The organism is Sneathiella litorea (genome assembly GCF_009882915.1).
GTDB classification, from domain to species: Bacteria; Pseudomonadota; Alphaproteobacteria; order Sneathiellales; family Sneathiellaceae; genus Sneathiella; species Sneathiella litorea.
In genome coordinates this window covers 438,664-463,839 of sequence record NZ_WTUW01000002.1, presented here as the reverse complement: position 1 = coordinate 463,839, position 25,176 = coordinate 438,664, and the positions used below count along the sequence as shown (strand labels likewise).

At 50.0% G+C, this 25,176-nt stretch carries 23 protein-coding genes; 16 read left to right on the top strand and 7 right to left on the bottom strand.

The features are described from left to right. Positions 1-7: 7 nt before the first annotated feature. Positions 8-1,162 (bottom strand): M24 family metallopeptidase, encoded by a 1,155-nt coding sequence (locus GQE98_RS08485; RefSeq protein ID WP_161315229.1) that lies wholly within the window; start codon positions 1,160-1,162, stop codon positions 8-10. Further along, positions 1,155-2,240: a diaminopropionate ammonia-lyase gene (locus tag GQE98_RS08480; RefSeq protein WP_161315228.1), complete on the bottom strand. Its 1,086-nt coding sequence runs from the start codon at positions 2,238-2,240 to the stop codon at positions 1,155-1,157. The genes GQE98_RS08485 and GQE98_RS08480 overlap by 8 nt, the downstream gene beginning before the upstream one ends. 650 nt (positions 2,241-2,890) lie before the next feature. Between GQE98_RS08480 and GQE98_RS08475 the strand changes: the two genes are divergently transcribed. The 5 genes from GQE98_RS08475 to GQE98_RS08455 all read left to right on the top strand — a co-directional run bounded on the left by GQE98_RS08475 (position 2,891) and on the right by GQE98_RS08455 (position 8,821). Beyond that, positions 2,891-3,991, top strand: a complete 1,101-nt coding sequence (locus tag GQE98_RS08475) for an ABC transporter ATP-binding protein (RefSeq protein WP_161315227.1) — start codon at positions 2,891-2,893, stop codon at positions 3,989-3,991. A gap of 112 nt (positions 3,992-4,103) precedes the next feature. Next, entirely contained in the window at positions 4,104-5,210 is a 1,107-nt protein-coding gene (locus tag GQE98_RS08470) for an extracellular solute-binding protein (protein WP_161315226.1), read from the top strand. 98 nt (positions 5,211-5,308) lie between these two features. Beyond that, the gene (locus GQE98_RS08465) at positions 5,309-6,862 is read left to right on the top strand and encodes an ABC transporter permease (protein ID WP_161315225.1); all 1,554 of its coding nucleotides are present in this window, start codon (positions 5,309-5,311) and stop codon (positions 6,860-6,862) included. Between the two features lie 4 nt (positions 6,863-6,866). Next, positions 6,867-8,051 carry an ABC transporter permease gene (locus GQE98_RS08460; protein ID WP_246157250.1) on the top strand — a complete coding sequence of 395 codons (1,185 nt, stop codon included), beginning with the start codon at positions 6,867-6,869 and terminating at the stop codon, positions 8,049-8,051. 425 nt (positions 8,052-8,476) lie between these two features. Next, complete coding sequence (locus tag GQE98_RS08455; protein WP_161315224.1) at positions 8,477-8,821, top strand: zinc ribbon domain-containing protein YjdM; 345 nt, start codon at positions 8,477-8,479, stop codon at positions 8,819-8,821. A gap of 161 nt (positions 8,822-8,982) precedes the next feature. Here GQE98_RS08455 and GQE98_RS08450 read toward each other — a convergent pair whose 3' ends face one another. Genes GQE98_RS08450 through GQE98_RS08435 form a run of 4 tightly spaced genes read right to left on the bottom strand, consistent with a single transcriptional unit; the run spans position 8,983 to position 11,812 of the window. Further along, positions 8,983-10,026, bottom strand: a complete 1,044-nt coding sequence (locus GQE98_RS08450) for a succinylglutamate desuccinylase/aspartoacylase family protein (RefSeq protein WP_202526169.1) — start codon at positions 10,024-10,026, stop codon at positions 8,983-8,985. Beyond that, positions 10,019-10,948, bottom strand: coding sequence for a 30S ribosomal protein S6--L-glutamate ligase (gene rimK / locus GQE98_RS08445; protein ID WP_161315222.1), 930 nt, complete (start codon positions 10,946-10,948; stop codon positions 10,019-10,021). The genes GQE98_RS08450 and rimK overlap by 8 nt, the downstream gene beginning before the upstream one ends. A gap of 29 nt (positions 10,949-10,977) precedes the next feature. Continuing rightward, positions 10,978-11,439, bottom strand: a complete 462-nt coding sequence (locus GQE98_RS08440) for a putative ATP-dependent zinc protease (protein ID WP_202526168.1) — start codon at positions 11,437-11,439, stop codon at positions 10,978-10,980. Then, complete coding sequence (locus GQE98_RS08435) at positions 11,432-11,812, bottom strand: hypothetical protein (RefSeq protein WP_161315220.1); 381 nt, start codon at positions 11,810-11,812, stop codon at positions 11,432-11,434. Before GQE98_RS08435 ends, GQE98_RS08440 begins: the two co-directional genes overlap by 8 nt. Positions 11,813-12,209: 397 nt before the next feature. Between GQE98_RS08435 and GQE98_RS08430 the strand changes: the two genes are divergently transcribed. The 4 genes from GQE98_RS08430 (at position 12,210) to GQE98_RS08415 (ending at position 15,920) form a co-directional block, all read left to right on the top strand. Next, positions 12,210-13,049, top strand: coding sequence for a mechanosensitive ion channel family protein (locus GQE98_RS08430; protein ID WP_161315219.1), 840 nt, complete (start codon positions 12,210-12,212; stop codon positions 13,047-13,049). Then, on the top strand, positions 13,042-13,902 hold the full coding sequence (locus tag GQE98_RS08425; RefSeq protein ID WP_161315218.1) for a magnesium transporter MgtE N-terminal domain-containing protein: 861 nt from the start codon (positions 13,042-13,044) through the stop codon (positions 13,900-13,902). The genes GQE98_RS08430 and GQE98_RS08425 overlap by 8 nt, the downstream gene beginning before the upstream one ends. Beyond that, positions 13,892-15,199: a magnesium transporter gene (gene mgtE, locus GQE98_RS08420; RefSeq protein WP_161315217.1), complete on the top strand. Its 1,308-nt coding sequence runs from the start codon at positions 13,892-13,894 to the stop codon at positions 15,197-15,199. Before GQE98_RS08425 ends, mgtE begins: the two co-directional genes overlap by 11 nt. Before the next feature lie 121 nt (positions 15,200-15,320). Next, positions 15,321-15,920: a TetR/AcrR family transcriptional regulator gene (locus GQE98_RS08415; RefSeq protein WP_161315216.1), complete on the top strand. Its 600-nt coding sequence runs from the start codon at positions 15,321-15,323 to the stop codon at positions 15,918-15,920. On the opposite strand, the gene GQE98_RS08410 is transcribed toward GQE98_RS08415, so the two are convergent. Further along, positions 15,913-16,761, bottom strand: a complete 849-nt coding sequence (locus tag GQE98_RS08410) for an IclR family transcriptional regulator (protein ID WP_161315215.1) — start codon at positions 16,759-16,761, stop codon at positions 15,913-15,915. The two genes, GQE98_RS08415 and GQE98_RS08410, sit on opposite strands and share 8 nt — an antisense overlap. Before the next feature lie 366 nt (positions 16,762-17,127). Here GQE98_RS08410 and GQE98_RS08405 point away from each other — a divergent pair, with 366 nt between their 5' ends. From GQE98_RS08405 to GQE98_RS08375, 7 genes are all read left to right on the top strand, one after another. Next, on the top strand, positions 17,128-17,670 hold the full coding sequence (locus GQE98_RS08405) for a TRAP transporter small permease (RefSeq protein ID WP_161315214.1): 543 nt from the start codon (positions 17,128-17,130) through the stop codon (positions 17,668-17,670). Continuing rightward, positions 17,667-18,977, top strand: a complete 1,311-nt coding sequence (locus GQE98_RS08400; protein WP_161315213.1) for a TRAP transporter large permease — start codon at positions 17,667-17,669, stop codon at positions 18,975-18,977. Before GQE98_RS08405 ends, GQE98_RS08400 begins: the two co-directional genes overlap by 4 nt. Positions 18,978-19,046: 69 nt before the next feature. Beyond that, positions 19,047-20,153, top strand: a complete 1,107-nt coding sequence (locus GQE98_RS08395; RefSeq protein ID WP_161315212.1) for a C4-dicarboxylate TRAP transporter substrate-binding protein — start codon at positions 19,047-19,049, stop codon at positions 20,151-20,153. 89 nt (positions 20,154-20,242) lie between these two features. Continuing rightward, positions 20,243-21,463: an acyl-CoA dehydrogenase family protein gene (locus GQE98_RS08390; protein ID WP_161315211.1), complete on the top strand. Its 1,221-nt coding sequence runs from the start codon at positions 20,243-20,245 to the stop codon at positions 21,461-21,463. Positions 21,464-21,472: 9 nt separating this feature from the next. Continuing rightward, positions 21,473-22,636 (top strand): acyl-CoA dehydrogenase family protein, encoded by a 1,164-nt coding sequence (locus tag GQE98_RS08385; protein ID WP_161315210.1) that lies wholly within the window; start codon positions 21,473-21,475, stop codon positions 22,634-22,636. 3 nt (positions 22,637-22,639) lie between these two features. Next, positions 22,640-24,175, top strand: a complete 1,536-nt coding sequence (locus tag GQE98_RS08380) for an AMP-binding protein (protein WP_161315209.1) — start codon at positions 22,640-22,642, stop codon at positions 24,173-24,175. Positions 24,176-24,197: 22 nt separating this feature from the next. After that, on the top strand, positions 24,198-25,034 hold the full coding sequence (locus GQE98_RS08375) for an enoyl-CoA hydratase (protein WP_161315208.1): 837 nt from the start codon (positions 24,198-24,200) through the stop codon (positions 25,032-25,034). Positions 25,035-25,176 lie beyond the last annotated feature (142 nt).

Genomic DNA, 25,176 nt, shown 5'->3' with positions numbered 1-25,176 from the left:
TGGGGACTCAGGTCGACAAAATTGGCAATTCCTCCGGTGCCAAGCGGGACAAATGACGTGGTGGGCCATCTTGAATCAGGATGTTTTCTTCATGTATCATGATTTTATTATCCCCGAGCGATAGGCTGGGCTCGAGCGTAATAACCATATTTTCTTCAAGCAGCGTTTCGTCAAACTGGATCAATGAAGGGGCCTCCGTCAATTGCATGCCAAGCCCATGTCCAAAGCGTCCTACATCGTTGGCTTCCTGGTTAATGACTTTCTGCATGGCCGCATGCAGGTCTTTACAACGGCTCCCCGGACGAGCGATTTTAAGCGCGGCCTGGGTCGCTTTAATCAGGTTGCGATACGCCCTTTTGGCGTCGTCGCTGGCTTGTCCAAATGCGTAATTCCTGTCAAAGTCGCAATAGTAGCCCCTTAGGGTCGCGCCGGTATCCAGCATAAGGATGTCTCCCTCGCGAAGCGGTGTCGCACTTGGTGGCGATATGACATCTGAATAACCGTTCTGCCCCGCACCGCCAACGAGATAAGGAACATCGTCTGCACCGCGAGCGAGTAGATCCATCCGAAATGCCCGAAAAGCATCATCAAGCGGCATGCCGACATGAAACAGATTTGCGGCATTCTCGAAACTTGTTGAGGCGATGGCGCAGATCTCATCGATGAGTTCGATCTCTTCGGAGGATTTAACCATGCGCAAACGCTGTACAGTTGGGCTTGCATCGATAAATTCCGCACCGGACAGTTTATCCTTAAGGATTATAAAATCCCGGAGAGGCATGCGGAGCGCGCTTTCTCGTCCCATCAACATACCAATAGTTTGATAGGGTTTGAGGGCACTTGTCAGGAGTGAAATTCCATCATCAAAGGCATGGGGTGAAGACCAGGACCGAATGTCATCAATCCAGGTGTCGCGCATTAATGCCCTGCCTATTTCAGGAATGATGGCGATGGGCTTTTGATCGCGAGGGATAACCAGAAACCAGGGGCGGGTTGGGCTTTGCCAGAAAAGCGTGCGAAACCCGGTAAAATATCTGATTTCAGCCTCACTGTTAAAAAAAAGGGCGTCAATTCCTTCCGCATGCATGGCTGCATGAGCGTTCTTGAGGCGAGTTTCGAATTCGGCGACTGGGAAATCTCCACTTAAATTTCTATCAGGCATTGTCCGTTGCCTCTTCGGAAAGAAAAGTAAGCACAGATGCCTCTTCATCCAAACTAGTGAGATCGTTGGCTTCCCTCAACATTTTCAAGCCGGCAAGTCCGGCGATACCAGAAGGTGTGGAATCGAGATTATGTTGGGCAAGCCAGCGGCAGGTCTTGTCTGCGAATTCATCACTTATGGTCATGAAATAATCAGCTTCCTCTGCCAGATAACGCAGCGCGAGATGAGAGGGCTCTTTGCAATCCAAGCGCCCCATATTGGAAACTTCGCCCTTGGCATGAATTGGTTTGGCAGCTTCAATACTATCAATCAGGCAAGGTGCTGATTCAGGTTCTACTATGATAATCTTGGGGGCGTGCTGCCAGAGACGGCGGCTCATAGCCGCAGCGGCCGCCGCCAAACCGCCCACGCCGGCCTGCAGGAATATATGACTTGGCGCCTCTTTTATTTGACCGCTAAGCTCTGCGCCCATGATGAGGTAGCCTTCCATGACATCGCGAGCCGGGCTGGAGTAACCCAGCCAGCTGCTGTCAGACAGAAGCTGCCATCCATTATCGTGGGCCGCCTTGCGAGCGGCAGCCATACTGGCTTCGTAATTGGCACCCGCTCGTTTTACGACAGCACCTTTAGATTTTAACTTGTCGGCAAAACTGTCTGGCACGGATTCGGAAAGATACACTACTGCTGTGGAGCCAAATACACGCGCTCCGGCAGCCATTGAAAGACCATGATTTCCAGCACTGGCACAGACGAATGTTGTCTCCTTTAGGACAGATTCAATAGGTATCTCGGGACATTTCTCCCAGCGTGCGGTTGCTTGTTTGGCGATGGCAAAAGCGGCGCCCAGGGCCTTGAAACTGCCGAGCCCCATCCGGCTACGCTCGTCCTTAATATAAAGTTGGGATATACCAAGCTGGTGGGCGATCTCTGGCTTGGATAGCAAAGGTGTTGTATGGGCAACAGGACATTGGGCAATCAAGGCCATGGCTGATTGCGGATTGGTAATAATTGATCCGCACTCCAGCCCTTCCTGATCCGGCAGTCCTTTTCCACGATGTGGATTAGAAATAACTCGCATGCTCCCCCTTTTCCCCTCAGTGGTGGGTCAGGGCAGAATAGCCGGAAAGTTGCGGAATTGCCAGCGTAGCCCCTCAAGCTGAATGGCGTGATGGGTAATCATGAAGAAAACCATCGTGATAAAATGGCATGCAAATTTGCAGGAAATTACATCTTATTTGTCATTCACGAACTCTCAGATGTTGTCAGGAGAAGATAGTTTAATTGCCATTTTTCTCATCGACCCGCCTCCCGATATGGCCAGAAAGTATCCAGTTTTCTCAGGGACGTTCTACCGAGGCAATTTTGCCTTTATCTGGCCGCATTTCAGAAATTGAGCAGGTTATTATTAGCAAATAAATTTCTATAAATAAATACAATAATTTCATAACAATATAAATAACTATATTGTATTTAGACTGTAAATTTATAGTAAATAGATTTCAATCGAACGGCGGACAAACTTTGTTATGTTGTTTGGATGACAACATTATGTGAATGCCCTTTTCAGGTTCTGTTATACAGGCGATCTCGTAATTTTTTTGAGTATTTGAAAAAAAAAATTAAATTAAACGGTTGTAATATTTGCTCAACCTTGTTGTAATCATCCCAAATACGGAAGTATGCCGATGAATTCGGTTTATCCGCTGTATAGGAAAAGAGGGGACCAATTTGGTTGATGCAGAGGAGGAGCGCGCGTTTGTTGAATTTGATCGCGTGCAGAAAAGTTATGATGGCGAGGTTTTGGTTGTCAAAGACTTGAATCTGTCAATGCCGAAAGGCGAATTCTTGACAATGCTGGGTCCATCTGGGTCGGGAAAGACGACTTGTCTCATGATGTTGGCGGGATTTGAAACCGCGACGCACGGGGATATCCGGTTGGATGGACAAGGAATTAACAATATTCCACCGCATAAACGCGGGATTGGCATGGTTTTTCAAAATTATGCTCTTTTTCCTCATATGACGGTATTTGAGAATCTCTCATTTCCTCTTGAAATCCGTAAAATGAACAAGGCTGAGCGAGAAGGAAAAGTCAAACGAGCACTGGAAATGGTGCAGATGGGTGAATTTGGTGCGCGTCGTATAGCCCAGTTGTCTGGTGGACAACAACAGCGGATAGCACTGGCGCGTGCCCTGGTGTTTGACCCCAGTCTGGTTTTGATGGATGAACCGTTGGGGGCGCTCGACAAACAACTGCGTGAACATATGCAGTTTGAAATTAAGCGCATCGCCGATGATCTGGACATTACAGTGGTGTATGTAACCCATGACCAGACAGAGGCGCTGACCATGTCAGATCGAGTTGCGGTTTTTGACGACGGGCGTATTCAGCAACTGGCACCGCCCGATCAGCTCTATGAAGAACCGGAAAACAGTTTCGTCGCTCAATTCATTGGCGAAAACAATACGCTTGAGGGTGTAATCGAGGAAATTCAAGGCAATCAAGCACTCGTCAGGCTTGATGGCGGTGGTCTAATTGACACGACTCCGGTCAATGTAAGTAAAGTTGGAGAGCGCACCAAAGTCTCTATACGCCCTGAGAGGGTTGAGTTTGGCCGTGATCGGCTTGGTGATAGCGCCCATACGCTCAAAGCTGAAGTGCTTGAGTTCATCTACATGGGCGATATTTTCCGAACGCGGTTGAGAGTGGCGGGAAATGATGATTTTATCGTCAAAACGCGCAACGCCGTTAATCAAGCCCGGTTTCAGCCAGGGCAAGAAATTGAGATCGGGTGGTTGGCAGAGGATTGTCGGGCACTTGATGCTTGATAAATGGAAGACGCTTGTAGTGACAACCCACTAAAGGGCAGTTTCTCTCGAGATGTCCCATGTACCAATAGTATCAAAACAAATTAACTGAGAAGATCCAGAGGAGGATTTTATGAAAATGTTTACAAAGCTGTCCTTAGCAGTTGCATTTACTGCTTTCGGCACGACAGCGGTAACAGCAGCCGATATGGCAGATGAAATGACGATTGTTTCCTGGGGTGGCGCCTATTCCACTTCTCAGCAGAAGGCCTATCACGAGCCTTACATGGAGAAGACCGGAATTAAAATCATCAATGACGAGAGCTCTGCTGAAGCAGTCGCAAAGCTGCGGGCGATGGACGAAGCCGGCAATGTCACTTGGGATCTTGTGGACGTAGTTGCCTCCGATGCTATTCGTCTTTGTGACGAAGGTTTGGCTATGGAAATTGACCATGACAAGGTACTGGCGAATGCGCCGGATGGAACACCGGCGAGTAAAGACTTCGGTGACCTGATTGTGTCAGGCTGCTTCATTCCGCAGATCGTTTATTCTACTACTTTTGGATACCGCACAGACATGGTTGGCGATAAAAAGCCGACTGATATTTGCGCTATTTTTGACACCAAGACCTGGCCAGGTAAGCGGTCACTTGAAAAGCGCCCGATTAACAATATGGAGTGGGCTTTGCTGTGTGACGGTGTCGCCAAGGAAGATGTATATGATGTCCTCGCTACGCCGGAAGGCCAGGAAAAGGCTCTCGCTAAATTGGGCACAATTAAAGACGATGTAATCTGGTGGTCTGCCGGTGCTGATACACCGCAGCTTCTGGCTGATGGCGAAATCGTCATGGGCTCAACATATAATGGCCGGTTGTTTTCAGTAATTGAAGAGCAGAACCAGCCCGTAGCAATGCTCTGGGATGCCCAGGTGTTCGACCTTGACGGCTGGATTGTCCCGGCTGGTCTCAGCGATGAGCGCAAGGCTCGTGTTATGGACTACTTGAAGTTCGCAACAGATACTCAGCGTCTTGCTGATCAGGCGAAGTATATTTCTTACGGCCCGGCGCGCAAGTCATCTGCACCGCTGGTTGGCAAGCACGCTGATCTCGGTATTGAAATGGCACCGCATATGCCGACTGATCCGGAGAACGCCAAGAATACGTTCCTGTATAACTACGAGTTCTGGGCAGATTATCGCGACGATATTGACGCGAAATTCCAGGCTTGGTTAGCCAGATAAAACAACAAGAGAGCAGGTGCTTTGCACCTGCTCTTTTTTGTATGCCGGCAAAGAGAGATACCGGTTAATTTTACAAATTTTATAATGGCGACTGAAGAATGAGTGATTCTACCAATAACGGTCCTGTGCTAGCTGCTGACGGGACACCCCTAAAACGCAGCCTGAGACGCTCACTGCGTCTTCAGAAGTTCAGGGCTTTATTGTTAATTGCCCCGTTACTTGCATTCATTCTGATTACGTTTATCGCGCCAATAGCCGATATGTTGTTTCGTTCGGTGGAAAACAAGATTGTTGAGGAGACATTACCTCAAACTATAGCTCTGATTGATGCAGGCGGCCCGATTGAGACTATAGTGCCAAATCAGAAAGTATTTTCTGCGCTATATGTGGACATGTTCGTGGCGGCAGAAAACAAGGAACATACGCGCCTCGGTACGCGTCTCAACTATGAACAATCCGGGATATCCTCGCTTTTTCGAAAATCAGGACGCCGGGTGGCCCGCCTCGATGTGGAAGTTTATAAGAAACAATTCGAAGAGGTAGATCCACAATGGGCTGATGTTGCGACCTGGCAATCTCTTGCTGAAAGTGCAAATTCTGCTGAACTGCTGCCTAGGGCCATGTGGGCATATAATGCTTGGCGAGACTATGTGCGCGCGGATGGCGACAACCCGGATAAGGAAGCCCCTGAAGATTTTATTTATGTTGCCCTATACGATGACCTTATAGCGCTTGATGATGTTACTTCAGCCAATGATCTTATCCGTAAAAGTGCGGACGCAGCTCCAGACTTCGAGACCGTCAATTTCAAGGAAGCCTTTGTCAAGTTTGACAAGGACTGGGCTAGCGAAAACGTATGGAAAACCCTGCGGACCTACTCTACACCCTACACAGAGGGCTATTTTCTGAATGCTATAGACTTTCAGAAGGACTTTGATGGTTATTCGTTGCGGCCCGACAACCAGCGGATTTATGGCGTCTTGTTCATGCGGACATTGTTCATGTCCCTGGTTATTACCGCTTGTGCAGTTTTGCTGGGCTATCCGATAGCATGGTTGATGGCGAACCGTCCCATGCGGGAAGCCAACTTGTTAATGATCATGGTTCTGTTGCCGTTCTGGACCTCGTTGCTGGTCCGGACGTCTGCATGGAAAGTCATGCTACAACAGCAAGGAGTGATTAATGATACCCTTGTCTGGCTCAATCTGGTGGATGAGGCCGGGCGTTTGGTGCTGATTAATAACCAGTTCGGAACCATTGTTGCCATGACTCACATATTGCTGCCATTCATGGTTCTACCGTTATACTCGGTTATGCGGACTATTCCGGAAAGCTATACCCGCGCCGCGAAATCACTGGGGGCGACAAACTGGACGGCCTTCTGGCGGGTGTATTTCCCACAATCCGTACCCGGTATCGGCGCCGGATCAATCCTGGTGTTTATTCTGTCAATTGGGTACTACATCACACCGGAGATTGTTGGCGGTACGACGGGTACATTTATTTCCAACCGGATTGCCTACCATATTTCCAGTTCTCTCAACTGGGGCCTTGCCGCAGCTCTTGGAACAATCCTACTCGCCGTAGTCTTGCTGCTTTACTGGGTATATGACCGAATTGTCGGCATTGATAACGTCAAGTTGGGGGGGTAAAAACATGAATGCACAAAAAATAGAAAACCCCATAGTGGTTTCAAATCAGCTTGTTGCTGGAGGCGGTGCGTTCTTTGCTGCGGTATTTGGTCTGCTGTACGGCATGACACAGAATATACCGTTGATTGGCGTGATTGGTGGAATGGCACTGGGAGCTGTCGCTGCGTTCGCTATTGTAAAGATCGCCAAATCCCGGCGTATTTCACAATTTGGAATGGTTGCTCTCGGGCTGATTGTCGGCTATCTGCAAGCACGCATTTCCGGGGCTATAATCGGTGCCATTTTTGGCTGGGTTTTCACCTGGTTTGTCTTCTGGCTTGCAACAGGGAAATACCGGCGGCGGTTGCCTTCTTATGCAACGCCGGGTCAGGTATTGTGGCATCATACTTTTGTGGTTATTTGCTGGGCAATTTTTATATTTCTGATCACACCGATCATTGTGGTGATGCCGCTTAGTTTCAATGCTGAGAATTTCTTTACCTTTACGCCGGCAATGTTAAATTTTGATCCGGCGGGCTATTCACTCAAGCATTACGAAGATTTCTTCACTAATTCCGACTGGCAGGGAGCGATAAAGAACAGCTTTGCGATTGCTCCTGTTGCGACGTTGCTGTCGGTTTCACTGGGGACATTGGCAGCAATAGGGCTTAGCCAGCCGTTTGTACCGTTTCGCCGGGCGATTATGGCAATCCTGATCTCGCCCATGATCATGCCATTAATTATTTCTGCCGCAGGTATGTATTTTTTCTACAGCCGTGTAGGTTTGCAAGGAACTTATCTGGGCGTTGTCCTGGCCCATGCCGCTCTCGGTATACCCTTCGTTATTATTACCGTGACTGCGACACTTGTCGGATTTGATCATAGCCTTACCCGGGCCTCTGCAAGTCTTGGAGCCAATCCGGTGAAAACTTTCTTCAGGGTGCAGATGCCGCTTATTCTTCCGGGTGTTATCGCGGGCGGTTTGTTCGCGTTCATTACGTCCTTTGATGAAGTGGTGGTCGTGTTATTCGTGGGCTCAGCGGGGCAAAAAACTCTGCCATGGCAAATGTTTACCGGCCTGCGTGAACAGATCAGCCCAACCATCCTTGCCGTGGCAACGATTTTGGTTGTGTTGTCAATTCTGATGCTGACCACCCTTGAAATGCTTCGTCGACGTTCTGAACGGCTGCGTGGAATTTCACCCGGTTGATCCGGGGTGCTCGGTAAACTCTGTCAGAGGAAAATTGCTTGACGATCATTTGGCCAATGATCGTCAGTGATATCCATAAGAAACCTTTTTATTCTTTCCAGAATAACTGCATCAGGACAAAGTGTTGTTGAGGAATAGTCTCTCTGAAGTCTCACGCTGACCATTCTGGCGTAGAGAGCAGGTAAGGCTGAAGTACAGCATTCACTTAGTCTACAGAAATTTGTATCTATTCGCGCAACAGTCTATAACCACCTCAATCCTGAACGTCTCCTAAATAAACGCAAGACATTCATGCATTATAGCAATGCTGCGCGGGCCGAGTCGCCGCGACTTGGTGCGGCATAATTGAGATTTTGTTTTTTTGAAGTCAATCTGCATTCGTCTGACAGTATTAGATTAATGCCTGTAAAATATGAGATTATACAATGAGTGAGCTGCCCCCATGTCCAAAGTGCCAATCCCCTTATGTGTATGAGGATGGCGAACTGCTAATATGCCCGGAATGTGCTCATGAGTGGGGTAGGGGCGTATCTGAGGAAGCCTTAGACCATAAGATTATCCGGGATGCGAATGGCGCAGAGTTAAAGGATGGAGACACCGTGACGGTTATCAAGGACCTGAAGGTTAAGGGATCATCATCCGTTGTGAAGGTTGGCACCAAGGTCAAGAATATCCGGCTCGTCGATGGCGACCACGATATCGATTGCAAAGTCCCGGGCATAGGCCAGATGGGACTGAAATCGGAATTTGTAAAGAAAGTTGCAGAATAAGAGCTGCTTCCAATGGCGTGCGCCTAAGACTAGTAATTATTTTTCTCACGCCCTTTTTTCGCGGTGTCTGTTGGAAGCATTACAAGGCGAGCCGGAACCTGGCTTGTATGATGCTGCTATCAATCTAATTCATGAACATGAGTAAAGGTTTTTAGATCAGGTCATAGCTCGTCATACTCAAATATCGGATTGCTATCGATTTCGTCTTCAATGGCCTCTATTGACGCGTCAGACGCGGCGGCCTCGGATAAAAAGGCGATATGAAATACGGCATCCCCCTGGTTCACTAACGGTATTGTCGATGTGCTGATGATCAAACCATCCTTGGTCGCAAGCACTTCCGTTTCCCGAGCGCCGAAGGGATCGGAAATCAAACCGAGGATGTCACCTTCGCGAACATAGTCACCGATATCGTGTCGTGTACGTAAAAGGCCACCTTCGGTTGCCCGTATCCAGGAACTTTTGGTCGCAACGGGCGTCTTTCTGATTTTCTTGTTGGCTGATCTCGTGGTGCCCTTTGCCACCATTTTCAAGTGGCGCAAGACTTTCATGATGCCGGCTACGCCTACACGAACAGCAACTTCATTGAACCGCAGCGCTTCGCCCGCCTCAAAAACCATGACAGGAATTCCAAGCTCACTGGCCGCCGCCCGCAAGGAACCCTCCCGCAAGGACGCGTTCAGGATGACGGGAGGTTCAAACGCTTCAGCTAAAATGCGGGCTTTCTTGCTTTTCAGGTCAACCCGGGCTTGCGGCAGGTTATTACGGTGTATTGCCGCGGTGTGCAAATCAATGCCGTAATCGCACCGCCGAACGACATTGTTTAGAAATAGATGAGCAAGACGTGATGCCAATGAGCCATTAATGTTGCCAGGAAATGACCGGTTGAGGTCTCGACGGTCGGGCAAATAGCGGCTTTGGCCGATAAAGCCAAAAGAGTTGACGATTGGTACCAATAATAAAGTACCAGATAGACGGCGCAATGCCACAAGGCGACCCAGGCGGCGAATAATTTCGACACCCAGTACCTCATCGCCGTGAATGGCCGCACTGATAAAAACTGTCGGTCCGTCGCGCTTTCCGTGAATAACCTGAACAGATACTGTAGCCGGAGTGTGATCCGACATCATGCTGAGAGGAATATCAACGATCCGCCGCTGACCTGCGGGAATGGTCTGACCTTCCAATACAAAAGGTTCACGCAACCTTTGGACCCTTTCTAACTTTGCTGCCTTTTGTGCGGGTGCGGCCCGCTTTTGCATTCTTCTCAGTAAATTCTATTATGCGCGTAGCAACATCAATTCCGGTTGCCTTTTCAATGCCCTCGAGTCCTGGCGACGAGTTCACCTCCATTACAACAGGTCCCGTATTTGAACGCAACATATCGACGCCACATACGTTTAGCCCCATTGCATTGGCTGATTTTAGAGCGGTTGTCCGTTCTTCTGATGTAATCTTGACCGCCTCGGCAGAACCGCCACGATGTAAATTCGACCGGAAGTCTCCTTCCGCACCGCGACGGATCATGGCGGCGACGACTTTTTCACCTACGACGATACAGCGTAAATCTTCGCCATTTGCCTCTTTCACAAATTGTTGGACCAAGATGTTGGTATCCGTACCACCAAAGGCTTGAATAATGCTTTCCGCCGATTTGGTTGTTTCTCCCAAGACGACACCAATCCCCTGAGTTCCTTCCAGAAGCTTGATGATAACTGGGGCGCCGCCGGCAAGATTTAGAATCTCAGTCGCGTCCGAGGTGCGGTGAGCGAACACAGTCACCGGCAGACCGATGCCTTCGCGGGACAGCAACTGCATGCTCCGCAATTTATCGCGAGAGCGCGAAATGCCAACTGACTCATTGACTGGATAAACGCCCATCATCTCAAATTGGCGTAGAACGGCAGTGCCAAAAAAAGTAACTGAGGCGCCAATGCGGGGAATAACTGCATCATAACCTTTCAACGACTCACCTTTGTAATGAATTTGAGGGTCGCCGGAAGCAATGTTGAGGTAACAGCGCAGATGATTAATGACATCGATTTGGTGGCCACGTGCTTCGGCCGCTTCTATCAAACGCTTATGGGAGTACAGATCGGCATTTCGGCAGAGTAAAGCGATTTTCATGGAACTCACCTTTCGTTAGGGGATCTGGTTTAATTTTTTACAATTCTTTTGCTGGCGATGAAGGAACGGTTTGGGTTGATCAAGAAACCGCCCTTTAAGGCCTGGCGTCCAAGCAGCAAGCGAAAACCCATGGGGGCCCGGTCTGCGAGGGTCAATTCTATTGGCCAAGTCACGTTTCCCAGACGCGCCTCAACCTCAATGACATACCGGGCATGGCGGTGTCCGGTGGAACTCGTTATTTCACGCTCGTCACAAATCTCTGCTACACATTTAATCGCTGGCTTTAGTCGTCTTTGCAGCGGATAGAGGATAAACGAAACATGGGGCGCACCGCGCTCTGTGAAGGTCTGGATATCAACGGCGTGAATCGCCGATGTCCTCGCTCCACTATCAATCTTTGCCTTGACAGGTTCTTCGAGAAGGCCCGGAAAAGTAACCCACTCACGCCATCCGACAACCACTTTCTCTTTCGGGGACTTTGTACTAACCACTGGAAGCGACCTGACCTTGATCCTCGGATTTGCTGGGCGTATCCTCCTCAATCTCGGTGGATATTTCCGCCGCAAGCGCATCCTCAAGGGTCGCTATGCTGGCCTCGTTCAAGCGCCGGTAACTGGAAAAGGTTTGCTGGTTAACAACAACAAAATAGGTTCCGAGGTCGATTAAAATATGCCCGGTCTCATACAAGCCACGCCGAATGGCCTCGACTTGCTCGGGCCATAGTCGCCGTTGGTTGACAATTCGACACATCAATTTCATTGAAATGCGATAACGGCCCCGTGGTTTTCCGCCGAACGAATGATCATAAAGTGAGACCAGGCGATCAACAACATCCGCATTTGAATAATCCAAACTACCCGACACCTAACCTTCTCCTGATTGTATCACTTCTTTGTGAAAATTAGGTAGCCAGCATACGCATAAAATAGCAAAATACAAAATTTTCTTTCCTTATATGCAAATAATATTTATTTATATAGTAATCAAATTTATATATTAGGGATTTGGAATTGAATTTCATTTCTTGCCTTGTAGTTGCTATCGTCGCTTCGCTTGTTGCCAATGGCTTCTTTGTGGCTGCTAAATCCGCGTTGGTCTCTGTACGAACCTTTCGTGTTGAACCAAGAACGCCTCCCGGCAAAAAGACGGCTCGTCTCACTCTATTCACCAAGGGTGTTATCGATACATATCAATATGCCTGCCGATACAATAGGAACTGTTCTGGAAACTGATCGCTCGCCCCTTAAAGGAGGATATGCAAATGGAAGACGCATCGATTTGGCTCGCGAACGTCAAGGCTGTCAGTATGGAGTTGCTGTCGGATTTAATTAGCGCCTTGCCGGGGATTTTAGGTGCCGTCATTATTCTTGTTGTGGGCTGGTTAGTCGCCCGGGCTTTACGTGCGACAGCAGTACGGTTAAGCGACGGACTAAACCGTTTGTTCGAGACAGTAATGCCGACGGGTAGGCTGGCCAAGTTTCGCTTGTCCTCTAGATCAGCACAGATAATTGGAAATGCGGTCTATTGGTTGACTATCGTTTTTGCCGTCACTCTCGCCGCAGATGTCGCCGCGTTTGAAACATTCTCGTCTTGGATGTCGGCCATTTTCGGATATTTGCCGAGAATACTGGGCAGTGTGTTGATTATTATCGTTGGATATCTGCTCGGTGCAGCGATACGCGATCTGGTCGCGTCAACATTATCTTCAATGACAATCAGTCAGGCAGAATTGATTGGCGCTTTTGCGCAATGGGCCACATTTTTTACCGCGGTAATTATTGGTATCGAGCAAGTTGGTATCGACGTTACATTCCTGATCGTCATCATAGCGATTGTCACCGGAGCTATTATGGGTGGTATGGCTCTCGCGTTTGGTCTTGGCGCACGCCCGTTGGCAGCAAATCTGATTGGGGCCCATTACCTGCAGCTCCATTATTCGCCCGGTCAGGTCTTGACCATTGGGGAGGATGAAGGAGAAGTGTTGGAGTTTACCGCGACTGGGGTTGTCCTGGATACGCCAAATGGTCGATCGACAGTCCCCGGAGAAGTCTATTTCCATAAAAATATTACACTGAAGGGGGGAGATCTAACCAATGTCTAATGCCCCCCCCTTAAGTGTTGCGTTTATCGAACGGAACCCGAGTACTGCCGCGCGGGTCTTGGAAAATCTGGCGACAGAGGATGCCGCTGCGCTGATTGGTGTCCTGCCCGGTTATGCAAGTGCCCTGGCACTCAGCCGCATGACGCCATTCGCATCCGCGCAGTGCCTTCTGCAGCTAGAAGTGGGGCGAATTGCTCTTATTCTGCGGAACATGTCGTTCCTCGATGCAGCGAGTATTTTGCGAATGGTAAATGATGAAAATCGCACCTCAATCATGGATGCCTTACCAGAAGACATGGCGAGAGCTTTCAAAAAATCACTTTATCATCCGCGCAATTCTGTTGGCGCCTGGATGGATCAGCGCATATCGCCGTTGCCACAATCGCATACAGTTGCGGATGCACTGAAATATGCGAAACGGAAAAAACGCCCAGAAGGGGATGAGCTGTTTATCGTTGATGATGCTGGCCGGTTCGTCGGCGCTATCCGGATATCCAGTCTCATACAAACTGACAGCAAGGCGGTTCTACAAGATTTAGTAACAAAGAAGACGCCAACATTATCAAATCGAGCGACGCTTGCATCTGTCATTGATTTGCCCCTTTGGGATGACTATGAGAATCTTGCGGTGGTTGGTCGTAAAGGAAATTTTCTCGGTACTTTGTCGCGTCGTTTGGCTCGTCAGGGCATTGCGGCTGCGCAACGGCATTCGGGCAGTCTGAGATCAGACTCAATTCCAACTCATCTCATAAGTGGTTGTTTTGTCGCATTTGTTGGCTTGTTCGAGTTGCTATTACACTCTGTCGATATTCGGGTCGCCAAAACTAATCAGGAGACCAGTCATGACAGGTAATATTGATGCTGCCACCGGACCGTTGGAGCGCCGCTTTCTATTGGATCACCCCTGGGACGCGGCCCGACTTCTTGAATCCATTCCGCCGGAGCAGGCTGCAATTGCTCTAACGCGTCAGCGCGTAGAAGTCCTGGTTCCGGTTTGGCGGCGATTGATGACACCGATTGCGACGCGATTACTTTGCAAGCTTTCTGATAAACGTGCCACGGAGCTGTTGTCTGAACTTTTGCCTAATGAAGCCGCTCTTCTGCTTGCGTCACTGCCTGAATCCGACAGAGATCGGTATTTGTCGCAAATGGACACCAAAATAGCCTCAGATCTTAAAAAACTGATGAGCTATCCGGACCAGAGTGCAGGGCGGTTGATGAACCCTGTTGACGCAACCTTCAGAATGACGACAACCGTCTCGGAGGCCATTAATCAGCTGCGGGAGCTTCGAACGAGAAATGCTCGAAGCCTTTTCCTGGTTGACGACGAAAACCGTCTTACAGAGAAGGTTTCTATTCAGGACATCGCGGTCGCCGATCCGGACGACCGGTTAAAAGACTTGGCCCAGCCAGTGACCGCCTATGTTAATCCGCTGTCATCACAGGATGAGGTTGTCGAGTTGCTGGAGCGCGATCGGCTGGCGGACCTGCCTGTTGTTGATTTGAAAGGCGTATTGATCGGTGTGATACAGCATGCTGCCCTGGTTGAGACTATTCAGTCGGATGCCGCCGCGGACATCTTGACAATGGTTGGCGCAAGTAAGGATGAGAGGGCGCTATCCAAGCCGCTTTTTGCTGTACGGCGACGGTTGCCCTGGTTGCAGATCAATCTTCTGACCGCGTTTATGGCTGCCGCCGTTGTTGGCTTGTTTGAAAACACAATCGCCCAGTTCACGGCTCTGGCGGTTCTACTTCCGGTCGTCGCTGGCCAATCAGGGAACGCCGGTGCACAGGCCCTGGCGGTCACCATGCGCGGTTTGGCTTTGCGGGAGATTTCTACGCGGCAGGGCTTTCAGGTTATGTTTAAGGAATTAAACGTCGGCCTTGTAAATGGATTGGCGGTGGCAGTCACATGCGGTGTTGGCGTGTTCTTCTGGAGTGGATCATTGGGACTGGTTTTGGTCATTATGCTGTCCATGGTCCTGGCAATGGTCGCGGCTGGTTTCGCCGGCGCTGTTGTTCCGATTGTCTTGACCAAGCTGGGCCAGGATCCGGCGGTCGCCTCATCAATTGTTCTGACAACCGTCACGGACATTGCGGGGTTCTTTTCCTTCCTTGGTATTGCGACCTTGTTGTCATCAATGCTTTGACAAGAAGTCCTGTCTACTGAGTGCTAGAACCAATGTCATTTCCGTTTCATGAAACCTACGTGGCTGACTACTTGACTGAATAGGTTTTATTTAGTCAAGTAAGCCTAAAAGGGGAGGTTTGATGAAAGCAGAGCGCATGCGGACAAGGCGTGAGCAACTCCGCATCCATATTATCAACTCAGCGATCAAGGTTGTTGGACGCCATGGCTATGCAAAAGCCTCAATGGCGCGAATTGCGGAAGAGGCCGGTGTTCCCTATGGGTCTATTTATCTCTATTTTCGCAGTCATCATGATTTACTCCATCAGTTGTTACCGATGGTCAGTGAAACACTGCGTGCGGCTATCCGAGAGAAAAGCGGTAAGGCAAGAACATTCCTGGAGCACGAAACCGTAAGCTTCGATGTATTGTTTGAGCAAACTTCCGCAACGTCAGGTAAGCAGCGGGTTTTTGCCGAAGCTCCGTTTTTTGTCCCAAAAGTCTATGATGCCTATATGGAAAGCATGGCCGAATCTTATATACGCTTGATGTATGCGTGCAAGGCGCGAGGGGAGTTCCCGAATTTAGAAGAGCAAAATTTTGAGGCGATCGCTTATTCTCTCATGGGTGCAAAGCAATTTCTGTTGCGAAGGTATATTCTAAGCAATGAGAAAGCGAAGGGGGTACCGCAAAATGTACGTGATACATATCTTGGTATGGTAGAGAAAATTTTTATTAGTTAGATAAGCCTGTATTTGGTCCGGTATGTAACTCAAAATTATGATGAAAGTTATTATCGCTATTAGCCAGGCACTGGAATCCCGAGGCATTGGTGGTTTTAATCTTGCGCTTGAGCAGGTTCGCAAGGGTTTCAATTCGGGCCTCATTAATTTCGTCGACAAGAATACTGATGCTTAAAAGAGTTGCCCCCGGATGTTGCTGTGGGCTGAAGGCAATACCGACACCCGTCAAGGAGCGGTCGAACATTTCTCGGCATACCGCAAAACCCTGATTACGGGTATTTGTAATTCCAGAATATGTATCCCGCAGATCGCTTTCTAGAGTAAAATAAAGCTCCGAGCTGGTTTTCTCCAGTGTTTGGTCTATTTCCAAATTACTAAGTTTGGCCAAAATGGCTAATGGCCCGGCTCCTCCACCAAGGGGGCGGCGGTCGCCTGGGCGAATACTATTACAGCCAGGCTTGGTGTCCGGATCTGCGCGATGAAGGCAAAGAACATCGTCCCCGACAAGAGCCTGAAGGCAAACTGCGCCGTCTGCCTGGTTCGCAATGCCCGCCATCATTATTCTAAATTCTTCCGTTACAATAGGCCTAGAGTGCCGCGCTAACCCAAGCTCAAACGCGAGTGGCCCGATAAAGTAACGTCGCCCTGGTAATGACTGCTCCAACAGCCTCTCTTCCACTAGGGCTTTCAAGAGACGCCGTGTTGTTGACTGGGGTAATTCGGCCGCCCGTGCTAAATCCAAGAGTCGCGCTCCTCGGCCTCCATCGCGGGCGACCAACTTCAGGAGTTGACCAGCTCTTGCGACGACTTGGGCTCCCTCAACAGTGTTTTTATTGTTCATTTTCAAGTCTTTATAAAAACTCCACTATATGGAATAGTCATACAATAAAAAAAACTTGACCGCAAGTAGGCTCGATGTGATGTTCGTGATTAAACAGGGATAAAAATCAAACAACGGGTTAATTTGCGGTCGTGAATAAAACCCTGAGACATAAAATAATGCAAAGAAAAATCGAACTTTCTCGATCCTACATTATGACGCCGTATCCGATACTTCATAGGTCGATATCAGTGTTTGAGTCGCATCCTCAAGAGGGGAGAGGTCGCGGCGAAATAACGGCTAAAAAAACAACCGTCCTGCTTAGGTCTAAGGGGCAGATGACGGGCGTGACAGTTACAGGTGACAGCTCGACAGAAGGTGTGTGTGATGCGCGCTCTTAACAAGTTGTCCGACGCCTTGGCGCAAACAACAATCTGGTTTGCAGCCTTCACTGTCATCCTAATGTGCCTTCATGTCGCTGCCGGGATTGTCGTGCGAGGCCTGTTTTCCGCAACATTGGACGGAACTGTCGAAATTGTATCTCATTTTTATATGGTGATCGTCGCCTTCGTTCCGTGGGCCTATGTCCAGCGAAAAGGAGAACATGTTTCAGTTGATATCCTTCTTGCGGTGCTGCCGGAGTGGGCCAATAGGGTATTCCGTGTGATTGCCAACCTCCTGACACTAATTGTTCTGAGTTACTTTGCCTGGGCCCTTATGGATATGGCGATACGTCAGATGGGCCTTGGCGAATTGGTTGAAACCGGAACGATGGATATTCCTGTCTGGCCCGCGCGCTGGATTGCCTTCCTCGGCGTTGTCGCAATGCTCTGCGTTCTGGTCGTGCAGCTCCTGCAACCAGGAAAGGATTTTGATGACCAGGTTAAAGACGATGAAGCATCGGCTTTGACTGAGGAGGGTGGGGTATGAGCGTAGAAGCCGGCATTATAAGTATGGTCATCCTTGTGGTGATGTTGGGTATTCGCGTACCTATTGGAATTGCATTGCTGAGCGTCGCCTTTGGCGGATTGTGGTACTTGCGGGGTTTCGGGCCTTCTATGGGAGCCTTGCGGTCGATACCGGTAGACTTTGTCTCTCATTGGACATTCTCGGCAGTACCCATGTTCATCTTGATGAGTGCAGTTGCTTCGCGTGCAGGGATAACGACGGAACTCTATAAATCCATGCGATTATGGTTTGGTCGATTACCTGGTGGGTTGGCAATCGCCACAAGTTTTGCCGGAGCAGGATTTGCCGCTATCTGTGGGTCGAGCCTTGCAACCACCGCCGCCATGGGCCGGATTGCCGTGCCAGAAATGCTGCGGCAGGGCTATGACAAGGGATTGGCCACAGGTTGCGCCGCCGCTGTCGGGACCGTCGGGGCGTTGATTCCACCGAGCATCATCATGGTCATCTATGCACTTTTTGCGGAAGTTTCCGTCAGTAAGATGCTGATAGCGGGCGTCGTACCGGGGTTGCTGACGACGGTGGTCTATGCCGTCATGATTTTCACCCGCTGTACTATTTCTCCTAAACTGGCGCCACGTTCTGACCTGAGCGGTGTAACACTAAGTGACAAGTTTAGCAGCCTGAAGCGGGTGTGGCCGGTTGCCGTGATCGCAGTAGCCATGGTCGGAGCCATTTATGGCGGCATTGCGACGGCCACCGAGGCGGGAGCCGTGGGCGCAATTGCAACCGGGTTGGTCGCCTGGTCACAACGATCCTTCCGGATGTCAGAACTACGTGAAGCAGCGATCGAAACGGCGACGACATCGGGCGCTCTTTTCCTGATCGCCATTGGTGCCTCGCTGCTATCGCAGTATCTCGCGCTCACCGGCTTGCCGGCATTTCTGTCAGACCACATAACCGGCCTGACGACAAACCCGATCCTCATCATCCTCATTTGTTGCGTTCTCTATCTAATCCTTGGCGCGTTTCTCGACACGCTGGGGATCATGTTGCTGACACTGCCAATTCTGCTGCCGATTTTTGCATCCGCCGGTATTAACGAGATCTGGGCGGGTGTGATCCTGGTCAAGATGCTGGAAATTGGACTTTTGACGCCTCCGGTCGGAATGAATGTCTTTGTGATGAGCCGTGTTGTCGGAAAGGAAGTGAGACTTGGAACGATATTTAAGGGCATATCCTGGTTCCTGGCGGCTGAAGTCGTCATCATGGCCCTTTTGATCGCCTTTCCAGAGCTCATTCTCGCCCTGCCCAACATGATGACGAGTTGAGTTCGGCAAAACTTAGAAAAAGTAACGAAAAACCATGCGTCCATTAAAAACTATAATTGGGAGTAAATCATGAAAATAAGAAACACGATGCTGACGACTTTTGCACTCGCGCTGGGTCTGGCAACTTCATCTGCGCAAGCAGAGACAAAGATGATCTTTGGCACATACGCGTCTCCAACCAGTGCCACGGTTGTTAATGGTTTCATTCCTTTCCTGGATAAAGTGAATGAAACCAGTGGCGGAGACCTGGAAATGACACTTGCCGGCGGCGGTAGTGTTGTCACAGCGAAAACAACGCTTTTCGGACTGAAAGACGGGCTTATCGATGCGGCATATGTACCGAGCGTTTATTATCCCGCGGAGCTCCCGGTTTCTAATGTAATCATCAACCTCGGGGCACTCCTGGATGACGTGCCGGCTGCGATCGCAGCGATGACCGAAATGTACCTTTTCGACTGCAAGGATTGTATGGAAGAGGACAAGAAGTGGAACATGCGCTTTCTGGGCGCCTGGAGTCTGACAAATTATGACTTGTTGTGCACGAAACCCGTGAGGACTGCTGAAGATGTAAAAGGGCTGCGCATCCGCGCCGCTGGTCATACAGTCGCTTTGGCCAACGCACTTGGTGCATCGCCAATTAACGTTCCAAGTTCAGAAATTTATGAAGTTCTACAGCGTGGCCAGGTCGATTGTGTTTTCGCGCCGCCGAGTTTCCTGAGTACCTATTCCTTGGGTGAGCTTGCAAAATATGTCGTCAACGTAAACGCGGGTACAGTACCAAGCCCTCATAATGTTGTGATCCGCGAGGATCTATGGGAAACGCTTTCGACAAAAGATAAGCAGACGCTGATTGATGCGGCACCATTGTCAACCGCAGGTGGCTACTTCGGGACGCTCAGAGACGAAGAAGTTGAGCTGGCACGTGCCGATATCGGTTATGACGTGATTGAGCCTGATGAGACGTTGCAAGCTGCCATCAAAACGGCCGCAGCTGACAATTTTGAGCGGGCTATAAAAATTGGTGAAGAAAAGGGCGTAGAAAACGCTCGTGAGATCGTCACTAAATTTATGGCGTCCTACGAAAAATGGAAAGAGCGTCTTACAGGCGTGAATACTCAGGACGAATACATGGATATCTTGCAGGAAGAATTGTACTCCCGCGTTTCCGTAAAGTGATCTCCTTTTGCGACGGGGGTGTGCTGCGAGGATAATTTTCTGCGTAGCATACTCCCATTCTCTAAAAACTCGTGTTCAAAGGAACAAGTATGTTCTTCAATTCTTCTGCCCATAACCCTTCATTGGATGAATTTCGTGAAGAAGTCCGCGCATTTTGTCGCAAGGAAATATCCGGTGACTTCGGCCGTAAACTGGAACTTGGCCAGCATCTGGAAAAACCAGAGTATGACGCTTGGCTTAAGGCTCTTGCCGGACGTGGCTGGCTGGCGGGAAATTGGCCAAAGGAATATGGCGGACTTGGCTGGGAGCCTGAGCAGTCTGCAATTTTCAATGACGAAACGGCCCGTGCCGGTGCCCCTTGGCTCATTCCTTTTGGCGTAACCATGGTTGGCCCGGTGATCTATACTTTCGGATCGGAAGAACAGAAGAAGCGCTTCCTGCCTGACATTGTGGCCAATAATCTTTGGTGGTGTCAGGGGTATTCAGAACCTGGTTCAGGCTCCGACCTTGCCTCTCTTCGCACAGCTGCCGTCAAGGGTACAGACGCCGACGGTGAGCATTACATCGTCAATGGTCAAAAGACGTGGACAACCCTTGGGCATTGGGGGGATTGGATTTTCTGCCTCGTGCGGACTGATCCTGATGTTAAAAAGCAAAAGGGTATCTCCTTTTTGCTGATCGACATGAAGACGCCGGGTGTTACGGTTCGCAAGATCAATACAATCGACATGGGGCATCATCTCAACGAAGTGTTCTTTGATAATGTGCGTGTACCCGCAGAAAATCTTGTCGGCGAAGAAAACAAAGGTTGGGATTACGCGAAATTCCTGCTGGGTCATGAACGGGCAGGGGCCGCAGGTGTCGGAAAATTCACCCGTTATATGGATCAATTGCGTGCTGTCCTGGCGATTACAAATGAAGGCGGCAAGCCATTGTCAGAGAGCCCATATTTCCGCCGCCGGATCGCTGATCTCGAGGTGAGTATCGCCACACTGGCGGCTCTTTCAGAGGATCAGCGGACAGCCTTTCACGCGGCGGGATCGCCTTCGCTTATCGGTGCCGGAGCATTGAAACTGCGTGCCTCTGAGCTTCAGCAGGAAATACTGCAGACAATGACCGAGGTGCTCGGACGCCATGGTCTGGCGTATCAGACGGATGCGTTGATGGCGGGTTGGAACGGCGAACTTATCGGACCTAAAGAATCCGCGGGAATCCTTTATGAACAGCTAATCAGGCGGGCTGCGACAATCTATGGCGGCTCTTCCGAAATACAGCGTACCATCATAGCAAAAAGTGCCTTCGCGGGCTAAGGAGATAAAATGTCAGCATTTTCAACAGAAGAGCGCCAGCTCCTGGATGACAGTTTCAATGAATACTTCCGTGACAACTACGGAGCGACGCACGCTGTTGCTTTGGCCCGATCAGGCGACCCTGATGGATTTGGACGTAAGGAATGGTCGGACTATGCAGATCTAGGTTGGCTTGGCCTGACGTTACCTGAAGCGGCAGGGGGATCAGAAGGGGGCTTGACCGAAGCGGGTATTTTCTTCGCCGCAGCCGGACGGTATCTGGCACAGGAACCTCTGGTACAGACATTGGTACTGGGTGCGGGGTCGATAACGCGGTTAGGCACTCCTGAACAACAAAAACAACTTAAGGAAATCGCTGAAGGTAAGCTTCTCGTCGGATTTCTGCATGCGGAACTAGCCTCAGGCTATGATAGATCTCATGTCACAACGATTGCACAACCAATAGAGGGTGGCTTCCGCCTTACCGGGGAAAAAGCGTTTGCCGTGGGGGCTCACAGTGCTGATATATTAATTGTCTCCGCCCGTATAGGTGACGCTGCTGGACCCGTTGGATTATTTCTTGTTCCTGCTGATACCGATAATATGCAGTTTACGGTAGCACCGGCGATAGACGGTCGCCGTGGTGCAGCTGTCCGGTTTGAGGATGCGGAGCTTGGCAAGGACGCTTTGCTTGGAAACAATACGGAAGACCGGACGCTCGAAATCGATACGCTGCTTGATCACGGGACGCTAGCAGTTTGTGCCGATGCTCTTGGGGCGATGGTTGCCGCGACAGAGATTACCACCGAATATCTCAACACCCGTGAACAGTTCGGAAGAAAGCTGGCAGATTTTCAGGTTCTTCAACATCGGGTCGCCGACATGAAAGTTTTCTGTGAAGAAGCGCGTGTCGTAATTCATGCAGCCTTAACTGCCGTGGATGAGGGCGCCCCAGATGCCAATCTGGCGATATGGCGGGCCAAGGTTCAAACTGCCCGTGCAGCCAGGTTCATCGGTGGACAGGGAATTCAATTACATGGTGGCATGGGAATGACCGATGAAATGCCGATCGGTCATTATTACAAACGGCTCACTATGTGTGAGGCGATGTTTGGTGACGCTGAATGGCATTTGGATCGTCTGGCAAGTATGACGAATATGTCAGTGAACGGCAGCGCCGCGACCGGGAGTTAAGCCATGCCGCAATTTTCCAAAAATCTCGCAAATCTGCGTCCAGACGAAGTCGCGCTGACCGATCCGTGGAAATCACTCGGCTGGGCAGAGGTAGACGATATTCTCAATCGCATCGTGAACGGGCTCATGGCACTTAATTTGCCAAAAGGGTGCCGCGTTGCAGTGTTTGCGGAAAATGCGGCAGAAACAGCTTTGGCCAATTTGGGGGGGCTAATCGCGGGCCTCTCCGTCACGCCGGTTAATTTTCATCTGAACGCAAATGAAGCGGCTTACGTGATTGGCAACGCGAATGCTGCTGTCCTCTTCGTTGATGCGACGACAGTAGAGCGTGGGTTGATCGCGGCGCAAATGGCGGATGTAAAAACCGTTATTGGATGGGGCGGAATTGAAGGGGCGGTATTGGATTTTGATAGCTGGCTTGCCGTCCAATCAGATGCGCCTTGTCCGGAGGATCAACCACCACAACCTAACCTGCTATATACTTCGGGCACTTCCGGGCGGCCAAAGGCCGTCGAGCTGCCTCCCACAATGTTTGCAGGCGGTTCCACTGTTGCCGAACATTTAAGGCTGCTTAGCGAAAACATGATGGCCCCGATGGGCACGCATCTTGTTGTCGGACCGATGTATCATACGGGCCCGCTGTCTGGAGCGCGATTACTGGCTGCCGGAACCCCATCAGTGATCCTCGGTCGTTTCGATGCTGAGAAAACACTGGCGGCAATTGAACGCCACAAGATCGGCAGTTCAATAATGGTCCCGACACATTTTATGCGTATGCTGGCGTTGCCCGATGACGTGCGGGCCAAATACGACCTGTCGAGTCTTCAAATTGTCAACCACACGGGTGCCCGATGCCCTGTTGAAGTGAAGCATGCAATGATTGAATGGTTCGGGCCCGTGCTGTTTGAAGCCTATGGCGCAACTGAAGTGGGTACCACAAACAGTATAAGCTCTGAGGAATGGCTGGCCCATCCTGGATCTGTTGGCTGCGCCCAACCTCCCTTTACCGCTATGATTTTGGATGGGGAAGGAAATGAAGTTGCCGTGGGGACAGAAGGGTTGCTGTGTTTCACCGATTCCACCGGTCGGGGGCCGATTTATCATGATGATCCGGCTAAAACCGCTGAGGCGTATGTGTCGCCTGGCATTTTCACGCTTGGTGAAATTGGGTACATGGATAAGGATGGCTACGTTTATATTACCGACCGTATTAGCGACATGATCGTTTCGGGCGGTGTGAATATCTATCCAGCCGAGGCTGAACAGATACTCATAAACCACCCGCAAATAGCGGATATTGCCTGTGTTGCCGCGCCTCATCCTGATTTTGGTGAAGAACTCGCCGCACTTATCGTTCCGGCTGATCCACTCGCGCCTCCTGAAAGCGAAGAAGTGATCGAATGGTGCCGGGAAAGGCTCAGTTCATACAAGTGTCCCCGTCGAATTGAATTGTGCGACGATCTGGGGCGCAGTGCCTTTGGAAAGCTCAACAAACGTACCCTTCGGGCCCGGTTCTGGCCAGAAGGGACAGATACCTAATTTTCAACTCAAAAGGTGCCAAATGACCTACAAGACTATTCGTTACGAAACACCATCAGAGCATGTTGCTCGCATTACTCTTGATCGTCCTGAAAAACGAAATGCGCAGAGTATTGAGCTTCTCTATGAGTTGAACGATGCCTTTGATACCGCAGCCCATGATAATTCCATAAAGGTCATTGTGTTGGCGGCAAACGGACCGCATTTCTCATCCGGACATGATTTGAGTGGCGACAGAGATATGTCTGTCTATAAGACGGTTACTCAATGGGGCGGATTTGACCTTCCCGGTGCAGAGGGCCGTCACGCGCGAGAAGAGGAAATTTATCTCGGCTTCTGTCAGCGTTGGCGCGATATACCCAAACCGACGATTGCCCAGGTTCAGGGTAAGGTCATTGCAGGGGGGCTGATGCTGGTTTCAATCTGCGACCTGATCGTCGCATCAGATGATGCAACATTTTCTGATCCAACCGTTGCGTTTGGCGTAAACGGTGTTGAATGGTTTTCCCATCCTTGGGACTTTGGTTTGCGTAAAGCCAAGGAATTGTTATTCACTGGCGGCATGATGGGTGCGGCAGAGGCGCGTTCTGTCGGTTTCGTCAACCATGTTGTTTCCCTCGATGACCTCGAAGAGTTTACGTCGTCCCTGGCCAATCGCATTGCCAGCCGGCCGTCAATGGGGTTACGCCTTGCGAAGATGGCTGTTAACCAGGCGCAGGATGCGCAGGGCTTTCGAAATGTTATGAATTCTGCAATGGCACTTCACCATGTTGGACACTCTCATAATCAGGAAAAATTTGGGATGGCCGTGGATCCGTCTGGCGCGGATGTTATCAAAAGGGAAGCAAAAAAAGGCTGACTTTCCGGCGGCGTTAATAAACTCAACTCATGCAGGCGTAATGACCTTTGGATTTTTTCCTTTGTCAGAGACGCCTGCAGTATGGATGGCATTTCGAGTGTCTTGGCGGGGCAGCTCTGCCACCAACTTCTTCTGACAACTT

Coding starts and splice junctions, on each gene's coding strand:
- rimK (WP_161315222.1), bottom strand. CDS start 10,948: ATGAAAATCGCTTTACTCTGCCGAAATGCCGATCTGTACTCCCATAAG.
- GQE98_RS08430 (WP_161315219.1), top strand. CDS start 12,210: ATGGAAGACGCATCGATTTGGCTCGCGAACGTCAAGGCTGTCAGTATG.
- GQE98_RS08415 (WP_161315216.1), top strand. CDS start 15,321: ATGAAAGCAGAGCGCATGCGGACAAGGCGTGAGCAACTCCGCATCCAT.
- GQE98_RS08385 (WP_161315210.1), top strand. CDS start 21,473: ATGTCAGCATTTTCAACAGAAGAGCGCCAGCTCCTGGATGACAGTTTC.
- GQE98_RS08485 (WP_161315229.1), bottom strand. CDS start 1,162: ATGCCTGATAGAAATTTAAGTGGAGATTTCCCAGTCGCCGAATTCGAA.
- GQE98_RS08405 (WP_161315214.1), top strand. CDS start 17,128: ATGCGCGCTCTTAACAAGTTGTCCGACGCCTTGGCGCAAACAACAATC.
- GQE98_RS08380 (WP_161315209.1), top strand. CDS start 22,640: ATGCCGCAATTTTCCAAAAATCTCGCAAATCTGCGTCCAGACGAAGTC.
- GQE98_RS08425 (WP_161315218.1), top strand. CDS start 13,042: ATGTCTAATGCCCCCCCCTTAAGTGTTGCGTTTATCGAACGGAACCCG.
- GQE98_RS08410 (WP_161315215.1), bottom strand. CDS start 16,761: ATGAACAATAAAAACACTGTTGAGGGAGCCCAAGTCGTCGCAAGAGCT.
- GQE98_RS08460 (WP_246157250.1), top strand. CDS start 6,867: ATGAATGCACAAAAAATAGAAAACCCCATAGTGGTTTCAAATCAGCTT.
- GQE98_RS08465 (WP_161315225.1), top strand. CDS start 5,309: ATGAGTGATTCTACCAATAACGGTCCTGTGCTAGCTGCTGACGGGACA.
- GQE98_RS08400 (WP_161315213.1), top strand. CDS start 17,667: ATGAGCGTAGAAGCCGGCATTATAAGTATGGTCATCCTTGTGGTGATG.
- GQE98_RS08395 (WP_161315212.1), top strand. CDS start 19,047: ATGAAAATAAGAAACACGATGCTGACGACTTTTGCACTCGCGCTGGGT.
- GQE98_RS08375 (WP_161315208.1), top strand. CDS start 24,198: ATGACCTACAAGACTATTCGTTACGAAACACCATCAGAGCATGTTGCT.
- GQE98_RS08390 (WP_161315211.1), top strand. CDS start 20,243: ATGTTCTTCAATTCTTCTGCCCATAACCCTTCATTGGATGAATTTCGT.
- GQE98_RS08455 (WP_161315224.1), top strand. CDS start 8,477: ATGAGTGAGCTGCCCCCATGTCCAAAGTGCCAATCCCCTTATGTGTAT.
- GQE98_RS08470 (WP_161315226.1), top strand. CDS start 4,104: ATGAAAATGTTTACAAAGCTGTCCTTAGCAGTTGCATTTACTGCTTTC.
- GQE98_RS08480 (WP_161315228.1), bottom strand. CDS start 2,240: ATGCGAGTTATTTCTAATCCACATCGTGGAAAAGGACTGCCGGATCAG.
- mgtE (WP_161315217.1), top strand. CDS start 13,892: ATGACAGGTAATATTGATGCTGCCACCGGACCGTTGGAGCGCCGCTTT.